General features: G+C 33.8%; 10 protein-coding genes. 1 reads left to right on the forward strand and 9 read right to left on the reverse strand.

Features of this window, described 5'->3' with window-relative positions:
• Positions 1–65 precede the first annotated feature (65 nt).
• A complete protein-coding gene (locus CDH49_RS09080; RefSeq protein ID WP_100615182.1) occupies positions 66–1,979 on the reverse strand; it encodes an ABC-F family ATP-binding cassette domain-containing protein in 1,914 nt (637 codons plus the stop codon).
• Between the two features lie 79 nt (positions 1,980–2,058).
• Between CDH49_RS09080 and CDH49_RS09085 the strand changes: the two genes are divergently transcribed.
• Entirely contained in the window at positions 2,059–2,442 is a 384-nt protein-coding gene (locus CDH49_RS09085) for a DUF983 domain-containing protein (protein ID WP_100615183.1), read from the forward strand.
• Positions 2,443–2,448: 6 nt separating this feature from the next.
• On the opposite strand, the gene CDH49_RS09090 is transcribed toward CDH49_RS09085, so the two are convergent.
• The 8 genes from CDH49_RS09090 to CDH49_RS09125 all read right to left on the reverse strand — a co-directional run bounded on the left by CDH49_RS09090 (position 2,449) and on the right by CDH49_RS09125 (position 13,161).
• Positions 2,449–3,495 carry an NAD(P)/FAD-dependent oxidoreductase gene (locus tag CDH49_RS09090; RefSeq protein ID WP_100615184.1) on the reverse strand — a complete coding sequence of 349 codons (1,047 nt, stop codon included), beginning with the start codon at positions 3,493–3,495 and terminating at the stop codon, positions 2,449–2,451.
• 114 nt (positions 3,496–3,609) lie between these two features.
• Positions 3,610–4,500, reverse strand: a complete 891-nt coding sequence (porN, locus tag CDH49_RS09095) for a type IX secretion system ring subunit PorN/GldN (protein ID WP_100615185.1) — start codon at positions 4,498–4,500, stop codon at positions 3,610–3,612.
• Positions 4,501–4,549: 49 nt separating this feature from the next.
• A complete protein-coding gene (gene porM, locus CDH49_RS09100; protein ID WP_100615186.1) occupies positions 4,550–6,109 on the reverse strand; it encodes a type IX secretion system motor protein PorM/GldM in 1,560 nt (519 codons plus the stop codon).
• Positions 6,110–6,159: 50 nt separating this feature from the next.
• Positions 6,160–6,795 (reverse strand): type IX secretion system motor protein PorL/GldL, encoded by a 636-nt coding sequence (porL, locus tag CDH49_RS09105; protein WP_100615187.1) that lies wholly within the window; start codon positions 6,793–6,795, stop codon positions 6,160–6,162.
• A gap of 92 nt (positions 6,796–6,887) precedes the next feature.
• Positions 6,888–8,252, reverse strand: coding sequence for a T9SS ring complex lipoprotein PorK/GldK (gene porK / locus CDH49_RS09110; RefSeq protein ID WP_100615251.1), 1,365 nt, complete (start codon positions 8,250–8,252; stop codon positions 6,888–6,890).
• A gap of 159 nt (positions 8,253–8,411) precedes the next feature.
• Complete coding sequence (locus tag CDH49_RS09115; RefSeq protein WP_100615188.1) at positions 8,412–9,578, reverse strand: formimidoylglutamase; 1,167 nt, start codon at positions 9,576–9,578, stop codon at positions 8,412–8,414.
• Positions 9,579–9,744: 166 nt separating this feature from the next.
• A complete protein-coding gene (gene topA, locus CDH49_RS09120; RefSeq protein WP_100615189.1) occupies positions 9,745–12,234 on the reverse strand; it encodes a type I DNA topoisomerase in 2,490 nt (829 codons plus the stop codon).
• A gap of 141 nt (positions 12,235–12,375) precedes the next feature.
• Positions 12,376–13,161, reverse strand: a complete 786-nt coding sequence (locus tag CDH49_RS09125) for a hypothetical protein (RefSeq protein WP_100615190.1) — start codon at positions 13,159–13,161, stop codon at positions 12,376–12,378.
• Between the last annotated feature and the right edge of the window lie 4 nt (positions 13,162–13,165).

Below are 13,165 nucleotides of genomic sequence, written 5' to 3' on the forward strand. Positions count from 1 at the left end.
GATATGATAACTGTTTATTTTAAAATAGAATAAACAGTTATCAATTATTTAGAAAAAACCAAATATCATTCGTTAGAATATTGCTCAATTTCTAGTTGTATTTCTTCCCATTTTTGCATGGAATCTTTCAATTTAGCTTTCTTTTTCTGATAGTTATCAAAGAAATGGGGTTGAGAAGTAACTTCTTCATAATTGATTTCAAGAGATAGGTCAATGGCTTTTATTTCTTTTTCCAATTGACTTATTTCTGCTTCAATATTGCTTAATTTATTATTTAAGGATTTTAATTTTTTTTGCTCATCGTAGCTTTGTTGCTTCTTTTCTTTAGGAATTTCCTTAACAACCGTACGTTTTTCAACATCCCTAAGGCTATCCACTTTACGTTGTTCTAAGTAATAATCAATATCCCCTAAATATTCTTTTATTTTATGATCCTTAAATTCGAATACTGTTTTTGTTAATCCTTGCAGGAAATCACGATCGTGTGAAACCAATATCAACGTTCCTTCAAATCGTTTTAATGCTTCTTTTAAAACATTTTTAGACTTTATGTCCAAGTGATTTGTTGGCTCATCCATCACCAAAACATTAAATGGCTGCAACATTAATTTTGCCAGCGCCAATCGGTTACGCTCCCCTCCAGATAGCACTCTTACATATTTTTCGGCTTCTTCTCCCCTAAATAAAAACGAGCCTAAAATATCTCTAACCTTGCTTCTATTCGTTTCATTGGCAGCATCTATCATGGTATCTAAAACGGTTTTGTTCCCATTTAAATACTCTGCTTGGTTTTGTGCAAAATAACCTATTTGAACATTGTGTCCCAACTTTAAATGGCCATCATATTTTAAATCGCCGACTATAATTTTCGCAAGTGTCGATTTTCCTTGGCCATTCTGACCCACAAAAGCAATTTTACTTTCGCGTTCTACAAGTAAATCGATGTTTTTTAAAACCTGATTATGTCCGTAATGTTTAGATATTTTTTCAGCTTCAACTATTATTTTTCCTGGGGTTATAGATACAGGAAAATTTAGCGTCATCACGCTATTGTCATCCTCATCAACTTCAATTCTATCAATTTTGTCCAACTTTTTTATTAGCGATTGTGCCATAGTCGCTTTGGATGCTTTGGCCCTAAACTTTTCTATAAGTTTTTCGGTATGCTCGATTTGCTTTTGTTGGTTTTTTTGAGAAGCTAATTGCTGTGTTCTAAGTTCTTCACGCAGTACCAAATACTTTGTGTAAGGCTTAGGGTAATCATAAATCCTCCCTAAAGAAATTTCAATCGTTCTATTGGTCACATTATCCAAAAACATTTTGTCGTGCGATACAATCACCACAGCGCCTGCATAATTCTTCAAAAATCCTTCCAGCCAAATGATGGATTCTATATCCAAATGGTTTGTTGGCTCATCCAATAATAAGATATCGTTATTTTGAAGAAGCAGTTTCGCAAGTTCAATACGCATACGCCATCCACCAGAAAAGGTATCGGTTAATTTATTGAAATCTTTACGCTGAAAACCCAATCCTTGTAGAATTTTTTCTGTTTCACCTTGATAATTATATCCTCCTAAAATTTCATATTGATGTTGAAGCTCGTTAATATCAACCATCAATTGATGATATATGTCGCTTTCATAATCGGTGCGTTCAGCAAGTTGGGTATTGATATCATGAATTCTTGCTTCAAGTTCCTTTATTTCGGTAAACGCTTCGTAAGCTTCCTCAAGCACAGTTCTTCCTAAAATAAAATCAATGTCTTGCTTTAAAAATCCGATTTTAAGTTCTTTATCGGCTGCAATTTGACCCGTATCAGGTTCCATTTCCTTTGATAAAATTTTAAGCATAGTAGATTTACCAGCGCCGTTTTTACCTATAAGACCTATTCTGTCCCCATTTCCTAATTTAAAGGTTAGGTCTTCAAAAAGATACTCTCCTTGAAATGAAATCGATAAATTATGAATGTTCATCATAGAAATGTTACTTAAGTTACTAGGCTTAATTTATTAAAACTTATTTTTGCTAAGCGGTTGCAAAAATACATTAAATTCTATGTTAAAAAAAGGAACTAAACTATATAGTATTTTAACGGGTGCTTGCCCTAAATGCCATGGAGAAAGCATGTACGTTAATAAAAACCCTTACATACTCTCCGAAACGTTAACTATGCACGAAAAGTGTAGCTGCTGTGGCACTAAATATAAAATTGAGCCTTCTTTTTTTTACGGAGCCATGTATGTAAGTTATGGTGTAGGTATTGCGTTTGCAGTAGCCGCTTTTGTGATCTCTTTTTATTTTTTAAATGCTAGTCTTGATATTGTTTTCATATCCATAATAGGTACTTTAATTATTTTTTTACCTATCATTTTGAGAATTTCCAGAAATATTTGGATCAATCTTTTTATGAGTTACGATAAATCACTTGTCAAAAAATAGATTGTTTTAAGCTTTTTCAAAGCGCTTAATATCAATTTCTGCTTCTAAAGGATGATTATATTCAATGAAGTTGAATAGTTGTTTTGCTACGTAAGGTCCAATCATAACACCTCGGGTTCCTAAACCATTAAGTACATATATATTTTTATGATTAGGGTGTGGACCAACCAAAGGTCGTCTGTCTTTTACAGTGGGACGTATACCGGCGACTTGATTTACAACTTCAAAAGAACAATTTATTAGCTTTTTTAATTTGTCTAAAAGTTCATTTTTGGCCACATCTGTTATTTGATGGGTTAAATCTTTCCACTCATAAGTAGCTCCAACAATATATAAGTGATTGCCTAAAGGAATCAAAAAAATAGCTGATTTTAAAACATAATCGATATTTAAATCTGGAGCATAAATGGTTAACAACTCCCCCTTTGCCGGAACTAATGGTAAATGATTGAAGAATGGATTTTGTTTTACACTAAAGCCATCAGAAAAAACCAGTTGCTTTGCCTGGATATCTTTATACTTAATACAGATTCCTTCAATATTTAAATATTGATAATCAAACGTGATTTCAAAAAAAAGTCCTTGTTTTGACAAACTTGTTTTGTAAACATCCAGCAGCGTCTTAACATCTATTCTTCCTGTTTCCTTAACTTCACCAAACCCAAAAGGGGCATCAATATATTTGTTATCGTTTTTAATAACTGCTGAAGACAGATATTCTGAAAGGTTTGGTTTATCGGAAGCTGCAAACCAATCATTTTGCTCTTCAAGTGAAGCAAATTTTCTGTAAACGGGGATTTTATAATCCAGCTTAACATCAAATTCCATTTCTAAACGATGATACATTTGCAAGGCTAATTGCAATTGCTCTTGGCATTTCCAAACAGGCGTAAAGCGTTTCAAAACCACAGGATTATATAGCCCTCCTGCAACCGAAGACGATTGTTGCGAGTTATCATCAAAAACAACAAAGGTTTTATGATGCTTTTTTAATTGCTCACAAAAACTAATACCAGCAATACCACAACCTACAATAATATAATCTACTTCCATAATTTGGCACGAATATACTTAGAAAAGTGGATTCCTGCTCAGGCAGGAATGACAAAAACAAAAAACGCTCACCTTTTGGTGAGCGTTTTATATTGTTTACAAGTCATGCGTGAATTAATAAGTCCACATATCAAGTTCAAAATCTCTAATTTTATCTTTAATTCTATCAGATTCCAACAATTGCATCAAAGCATTTTCAGATACATATTCACTAATTTCTCTATCGCCTTGTACGTTTTCTTCTTTATAAATGTAACCGTTGAAACGCCTAGAATTTAGAATATGGTCAAAGGAGAATGGCATAGAGCTGTTTTCATTATTAAATGCTTTAGCTTCATGCAACACTTCTCTAGCATCAGGGAAAAACACCCAAAATAATTCTACTAAATCTGCATTTTCAGTACCAATAAAGTTAACATCCTCTGATACTGGAGCAATCCCTAATAATCTATATTTCAATTCAGATTGGCGCTTATCAAAATACCAAAGTCCTTTAATACGATATTCGGTAATATCTGCCGCAGTAATATCTCTTCTATTAATATATTCAGCAGATAGTTGTTCACCAGCATTTATTTGCTCAATCCCAAGCTCGGTAGTGTCAACTTTAACCAATGCCGCTTCAATATCCTTTAAAGTTCTTTTAGTTTTAAAATAAGAATCATCATAAATGTTTTCTATATTTCCGTTTTGAATGTTCTTCATAAGCACATCATATAATGATCTCCTATTGCTACCAATATTATTTGTGTCTATTGGATAGTAGAGGGGAAAATTAACACGTTCATCAAGAACAATGCGCTCCCAAGTCATTTTAGAGAAAAGCACATCTCTATCGTCAACGTAACCATATTCTAACGGTTTGTCATTATCTACGGCTTTTTGTGCTTCTGTTCTTACTCCAATTTGGTCTGGACTTTTAGCATTCAAGATATTTGCTTGTGCGAATGCACCAGACACTGTAAAAACAGCTGTAACGGTTAATAAAAAACTCTTAATCTTCATCTTGTTATACATTTTATTTAGGTTTTAACCAGATGTACCTATTTGTATCTTAGTTTGTAAGCTCAATCATGATAGGAGATACTTTTTTAAGTATCACACTAACACCGCTAGCTTTAGCTTCAATATCAAATATTTGAACATCTTCTCCTCGTTTTGCTTTTAATAAAGCCGCTTTGGCTCTGCTATCAAGCTTATTACCATTCACATCAATGGTGGGTTGACCAGGCACTTTAAATTTAAATCCTGTAACATTTAATGGTAGTTCAAAATCGAAATCATCAAATTTAGCGCCAACTGTTGAAATTGAAAGAGCATCTCGTTGCATTTTTATAGAACCATCTTCACCTCTAACAGTACCTGTTGGTTTTGGTAAATCTTTAATTCTAAATGTTGCTCTATCGCTAACCGTTGTCCCATCTAATTTACCTGTTACATTAATAGTAACCTCTCTACCTTGTACAGTTGTAGCGTCCATAACGTATTTACTGCCACTTACTCGGCTTAAACCTTGAGCAGAAGCATTTACATTATTATCCGCAATACCAGCAAACGAAATAGTCATTGGGTTTTTAACACCACGGTAAACAACATTCATTTTATCTGCGGAAATGGTAGCAGCGTTTGGTTTTGAAACCGTTGCAAATGATGAGGAAACTGGTACTTCAACCTCTTCCCCGTCTTGTTCAAAAATTAATTTACCTTCAATTTTGTGTTCTCCTGGAGCACCTGTACCAACTTTTAACTTTACTTTACCTTGTTCTATTGAGTATTCATTTTCTGAAAGCTTTCTTCCATCTAAAGTTAACTCAACTCTATTTGGTTTTGTAGATGCATCTTTACGACCCAATACAATTTGTCCATCGAATTGCTCACCATTAAAATAAGCAGATTTAGATGTTTCCAATAAAGTTGTATAATTTGTCATTGACACTTCGCTAGTAAGTGTCCCCTGTAACATGGTAGACAACACTTCAGATTCTGTTGTTTTAACATCATTTTGTAAAGCTGTTAATTTAGTTAATGAGGCTACTAAAGGAAATCCTCTATAATGATAATCTAACCATGCCATTTTAATACCATCTCTATTTTTTACCTCGTCTGTGTTGAATTTAGTATTAACCTCTTTAACAATTGGCTCCATACCAGGTGTAGTAGATAGAATGTCTGTTACACCAGATCTGAATGAAGCTATTTCATCTAAAAATTTTTGGCCTTCTTTATCAATTTTACCACCTTTAAAGAATTCGTTATCTAAATAATCGCCTTTATCCATAACCTCATAATCGGTTGGATCTTTAACGGTAGCCACCATTTTACTTTTTAGTTCTTCAATATAGCTATCAATTTTATTAGCCATAATATGAATTTGAGCCGCATCTGCTTTCAATTTTTCATATTTTTCAGGCTGCTCTGATGCCTTTGTTTCTAAACCTGCTATAAAAGAATTATTTCTTTGTTCTGTAACTTCGTTAGTTTCTGTTAATTTTTGGTTCATTAATCCGAAGGCTGAAAGCACTTCTTTTGACATATTTAAAGCTAGCATTGCTATAAATATTAAATACATCAGATTAATCATTTTCTGTCTGGGTGATAAATTTCCTCCTGCCATGTTTAATTAGGTTTTTTTGGTTAATTACTAAATTTGGGATTAACCCCTAATTACTTCCTGTTCATAGCGGATAACATACCTCCGTACACACCATTTAATGATGATAGGTTTGATGCTAAAGATTGCATTTGCTCTTTTAATTTAGCTGCATTTTCAACAGATTCTGCATTTATTGAAGATTGACGGCTTGCGCTTTCCAATTGAGCCTTATACAAACTATTCAATGATTCCATTTGAGCTGCTGCTAAAGATAGCTCTTCACCATATTTTCTAGTTGCTGCAATAGAGTCTACAGTAGGCGCCATACTTTTTGCCACACCTTCAAAACTCTTGATACTATCACCAAGACTTGCCATTAATTCACCATCAATTTTAGCATCTTTTAATAATTCATCTAACTTTTTAGATAATAATCCTTGTGGATTTTCTTTTTCTTTTTTGCTTGATTCACCTCCAGCCAATTCTGGATATACTAACGACCAATCTAAATCGTTATCTACCGGTTCGAATGCTGAGATAGCAAAAATAATTGCTTCGGTTACAAGACCTAACGTTAACATCAGGTTACCATTGATGGGTCCAAATTCGATATGAGTTATTTTAAACAGCGCTCCAATAATAACGATTGCCGCTCCTAATCCGTAAGCCATATTCATGAACTTTTTACTTGCTTTTGACTGTGCCATAATAATTTTTGGTTTTTAATTTTAAGTACATGTACTTAAGTAGGTTAATTAATAGATTTGATTTATTTACTGATTTGATTTAACACTGAAATTTATTTTTTACCGTTCTTTTTAGTTACTTGAGTCCCCATGTAATCTTGAACGGTTCTAAATCCTATATAACTTCTTGCTGAATCTCCATACTCATAATCCCTTGTACTAACTTGCAGATAGTATGCAACATCTTTCCAAGAGCCCCCTCTAACAACTTTACGATTATTCTTTTCATCGTTTACGCTAGGGTTTATTGTTGAAGTATATTCGTATGAGTTTGGATCATATGAAGCATTTACCCATTCAGAAACATTTCCTGCCATATTATACAAATTATAATCATTTGGCTCATAGGATTTTGCTTCCACAGTATATAACGCATCATCTGCAGCATAATCACCCCTTACAGGCTTAAAGTTTGCCATAAAGCAACCTAGATCACTTTTAGTGTAAGGCCCTCCCCATGGATATGTTGCAGCCTGAAGGCCTCCTCTAGCGGCATACTCCCACTCCGCCTCAGACGGCAATCTAAAATTGTTTACATAAGCCGCACCTTTAGATTTTTGATAAGCGTTTTTATTTATGGTTCGCCATTCACAAAAAGCTTTAGCCTGTTGCCACGTAATTCCAACTACTGGATAATCTCCATAAGCATCATGCCAGAAATAATCATTGTGCATAGGCTCGTTGTAAGAATATGCGAAATCCCTTATCCACACCGTGGTATCTGGATATATTTCAACTTCTTCTTTTTTGATAACGTCTGATCGTTTTACACCTCTATTTCTTGCAGCTTCCTTTATATCCATGTAGTTATATTGAAACTTGAATTTTTTAACATCCCATGTACGTTGTCCGTTATAAGACTCTTCAAGTTTTAAATACATGGTATCCATAACCTCTGTATAATATTCGTCTGGATATTCTGCTGTATCAAAAATCAAATCGATATCACGATTTATTTTCCTGCCCTCGTAACCTGTCGGCCCTAAACCTGTGTAGTTTTCAAACATATATTTTTCATAAACCGACATATTGGCGGTATCTGCATCTTTAAATGCAAATTCTCCAATACCACCATCTTCAGGAACTTTACCTACCTCATCTGCTAGTACGGCCAATTTTAATCTAATGATGGAATCTCGAACCCAATTAACAAATTGGCGATATTCGCTATTTGTTATTTCTGTAGCATCCATATAAAATGCTCTAACGGTAGCGGTTTTTGCAGGGGCATCATTTACACCCGCAAGATCTTCATCGGCTTTACCCATTATAAAAGCACCACCAGGGACTAGTTCCATTCCATAAGGTTTTTCGGGGTGCCACTTCTTACCTTGCACACCTACCAGCTCTCCTTTGTCTTTAGAGCCGCAACTGGCAAGTAATGTTACTACTGTGGTTAATAATAAAAACTTCTTCATATCCATAGAAAACTCGAGGTTAATTATTTAAGCTTCAATTTGAGAGCGTAAACATATTTATATATTTTTTAAAAAACAACTTTTTATCTAAAAAATTTACATTTCATCGTGAAAAAATGTCGTTTTACCGATTATATTATCGACCAAGTACATATTTAGCTACACACTATTTCTTTGTAAGGCCTTATACCAACGGTTTGGGACCTTATTATTACAAGCGTCAAGGTAATCTTGATGCATGCATGGTAATAACGTATGTCTTTTTAATTTAGTATTTACTTCGGATAAAAACGGGATTTCAATCCACCATCTTCCTGTTTTATTGCTCTTATAGAAAATTAATTCTTCGGCATCTACTAAGGTTATAAACTTTTGATAACTATTTTCATCTAAAAAAACATCATCCTTAACCCTAAAATTAACACCTTCTATAAAATACCAAATAATTTGAGCTATTAGCATGGATGTAATTTCATCATCCTTTGATGGCTTATACTCATATATACCAATAGAACTGACTTTATTACTTATGCCTGCATAACGGGAAATGGCACAGATTTCTTTTCCGTCCAATCCGTTAGGCGAAAATTTTTGATTTAAACTTACTTCGGCACCTTTTACACAACTTAAATCTATACTTACCATATTGGCATCACGCATAACAGGTTCAACGATGGTTACATCTTTGGAAACCTGACCTAGTCTATAAGATTCGAAATAAAGCTTGTCCATTAAATCTATTTCCTCTTGTGAGTTGAAATAGGTTTGATAACCTATATTGGCATAATTAAAAAGATTGTAAGGTTCATCTAAAATTATTTTTCCAACAAAACTATTATTCTTGATGGGTTTTGAAGAATCTCCTAAATTAAAGCTACAATCTACATTAACAACGTTTACCATAGGAATTAAATCATCATAAGCTCTATAGTTAGCATAAGTGAGGTCTTGAGAGCCTCCTATTATAATAGGTATGATCTTTTTTTTAATTAATATAGCAATAGTGGTTTTTAATGCAAAATAGGTGTCTTCAACACTTTCTCCTTTATTAATATCACCTAAATCTGCCATGGTAGTTGTCCAACTTCCAGGATATAATGCATATAATGATTTTCGAATTTCATTTAGTTTAAAATCTTCCCCTAAATAGTTAACATCATTTCTATTTTCTAAAACTCCTAGAATGGCAACATTAACACCTTCTAAATCTGGAATGCCTTTTTGCGCGGAATGAATTCTTAATTTTCTGCCAAGTGCTTGTGGCGAAAGCAATTGATTATGAGCTAGAACAAAATCTGGTACTGGGGAAAGAAAATTAAAATTCATCAATTATTAATATACATCTACTTGCTAGATTTTATTGAAGTCTCACAAATATCAAAATAATAAATGAGTTATCGTATACCTTTACGATAAAAAAATCGGACAAAATACAATTATTTCGTAGTTAAATGACCGAAAAACATTCTCTTCCATAATTAAATGAAAAAAATTACTTCTTTTTAACAGGAGCCTTTTTAGCAGTTGCTTTCTTTTTTGGAGCGTTTTTATTGATGATGCCCTTTACGTCATCCAACGTTAATTTAGCAGCATCAACTGTTTTAGGTAATTCAATTTTAGTTTTACCTTTTATAATGGTATGCCTTCCCCATCGTGCCTTTTCAACTTGAATGCCTTCTTCTTTCCAATTATGAACTACCTTATCTTTTTCTTTCTGGATTTTATCTTCAATGAGTTCTTCAATATCTGAATCAGATAAATTGTCCCAGTCATACTTTTTGTTCACATTAATAAACATATTGTCCCATTTAATGAACGGACCAAAACGTCCTTTTCCTTTTTGAACAGGCAATTTTTTGTACGTATAAATGGGCGCATCAGCTTCTTCCTTTTCTTTAATCAAAACAATGGCCTCATCCAATTCCACACTCAAAGCTTCAACTCCAGCAGGTAGTGACACAAACTTATCTCCAAATTTTACATAAGGTCCAAAACGACCATTATTTACTTCTATCTCTTCCCCTTTATATATACCCAGTTTTTTTGGAAGTTGAAATAAAGCCATTGCATCATCATACGAAATGGTATTTAATTGTTGATCTGGACTTAAACTTGCAAATTGTGGTTTTTCTTCATCATCGGGAGTACCAATTTGAACCATGGGTCCGAATTTACCTAAACGCACGCTCACTTGTTTTCCTGTTTTTGGATCGGTTCCTAAAATGCGCTCGCCAGATTCCCTTTCGGCATTTTCCTGAACATTTTCAACTTGCGGATGGAAGTCTTTATAAAAATCTTTCATCATTTTAGACCAATCTACTTTTCCTTCAGCAATATCATCAAAATCTTCTTCAACTTTTGCGGTGAAATTATAATCTAAAATATTCTCAAAATGATTGACTAAAAAGTCGGTGACAATCATTCCAATATCCGTTGGTACTAATTTTCCTTTATCTGAACCTACTTTCTCACTAAGTTCTTTTTCTTTTAAATTCCCGTTTTTCAGTGTAAGTTGAACATAATTACGCTCCACACCTTCAACAGAACCTTTTTCCACATAGTTTCTATTTTGGATGGTTGAAATCGTTGGTGCATACGTTGACGGACGACCAATACCTAATTCTTCCAATTGCTTAACCAATGACGCTTCGGTATATCTGTAAGGCGGACGCGAGTAACGCTCGGTAGCTGTAATATAATTATTAATAAGCACTTCGCCTGTTTTCATTGCTGGCAACATGTCTTCTTGCTCAGTATCCTCATCATCGGTACCTTCTAAATAGACTTTTAAAAACCCTTCAAAGGTGATGACTTCACCATTGGCTGTAAACGTTTCTTTATGCGTAGACGCACTAATCTTTACGTTGGTTCTTTCCAATTCGGCCTCGCTCATTTGGGAAGCAATGGCACGTTTCCAAATTAAATCGTACAAACGTGCTTGGTCTCTATCAATATCTACGGAATGTGTAGCAAAATCGGTAGGTCTAATGGCTTCATGGGCTTCCTGGGCACCTTTAGATTTTCCTGTATAGTTTCTTGGTTTACTAAATTTTGGACCATAGGCACTCTCTATTTCCGCCTTAGCACCATTTCTTGCTTCATCTGATAAATTAACGCTATCCGTTCTCATGTAAGTTATCAATCCCGCTTCGTAAAGGCGTTGCGCCATGGTCATGGTTTTGCTTACCGAAAAATATAATTTACGTGAGGCTTCCTGTTGTAATGTAGACGTTGTAAATGGTGCTGCCGGTGCTTTTTTAGCTGGCTTTTTCTCTAATTCGGCAACTTTAAATGCTGCTGATTTATTGGATTCTAAAAATTTATGAGCTTCTTCTTTGGTCTCAAATGTTTTTGGCAGTTTCGCTTTAAACGTTTTGCCTTCTTCATTGGAAAATTCCGCATCAATTCTATAAGACGCTTCTGTTGTAAATCCTTGGATTTCGCGTTCGCGTTCTACGATCAATCGCACAGAAACCGATTGCACACGACCAGCAGATAAGCCTCCTTTTACTTTTCTCCATAAAACAGGAGACAATTCATAACCTACAATTCTATCTAGTACGCGTCGTGCTTGTTGCGCATCAACTAAATCGTAATCAATACCCCTTGGGTTTTCAATGGCTTTCTGTATGGCAGATTTTGTAATCTCATGAAAAACAATGCGTTTGGTTTTTGCTTTATCTAACTTTAAAGTTTCTGCCAAATGCCAAGCTATTGCTTCTCCCTCTCTATCTTCATCACTTGCCAACCAAACCATATCGGCATTCTTAGCTAAGTCTTTTAATTTCTTAACAACAGCCACTTTATCTTTAGAAACTTCATATTTTGGTTTAAAATCACCATCAACATCTACACCTAATTCACTTGAAGGCAAATCGGAAATATGTCCAAAACTAGACTCTACTTTAAAATCTTTTCCTAAAAATTTTTCTATCGTTTTTGCTTTCGCTGGTGACTCAACTATCACTAAATTCTTCGCCATACTTGGGTTTTTGAAGGTACAAATGTATATGAAAAAAAGTTTAACTTCCTAATTTTATAAACTAACTCTATTATTTTCAAATATAAAAAGCCCATATTTTAGGCTTAAAATACAGGCTTCTTAAAATATTGAATTAAAATTTTACTCTTGAACAATTCCTATTTCGTCAATAATATGCGTTTCACTGAAACCGATACATTCTTTGTAAACTTGATAAAATGGTAAATTAATAAACTGCTGTGTCACATATATACCAATAAAACACATTAAAAACCCAACTATGCTAGATATAAACCACGCCACGATTACAAGTACAAATGTTATTAACCACTTTTTATTCCCTAGTTTAAATCCGATTTTTACAATATCAGAAGTAGACAATTCGGGATTAAAAGCATAAATAACAATCATATAAGCCATGGGAATCATTGCATAAAAAATTGGCAAAACACAAAGCAACAGTGCTAAAAAACTTATACCCATTAAGATGAAACTTAAAGTAATGGTCTTCTTTAAATACCTCTTTTTTAAGAAGAAAAAATAATCATCTGATTGATTCAATTCTAAATCCTTGCTTTTAACGATTCTAAAGTAAGCTGCTTTCAATCCAATAGTTATTACCAACACCCCTATAATCATAAACAAAAATAATATCCCCGATACTATTAAGGCAAAAACGCCAAGCCCTTCTATTTCTGTAAAATCTCCATTACCATTAAAAAATTCCGGACTTAATACACCTAAGGCAATTAAAGGGATATAAGCTATTATGTAGAAAGGAATTATTAAAACTACACTTAATAAAAGGGCTACCAATCCTTGAACCCAAGTCTTTTTAAATAAATCAATAGATTGGTTAAAAATAGTACCAAAGTCTAGTGCCTTTGCGTGATCTATTTTTGTTAGTAAAAGGTGATATTTATTCATATCA

This window comes from Confluentibacter citreus, assembly GCF_002807055.1.
Lineage (GTDB): Bacteria > Bacteroidota > Bacteroidia > Flavobacteriales > Flavobacteriaceae > Confluentibacter > Confluentibacter citreus.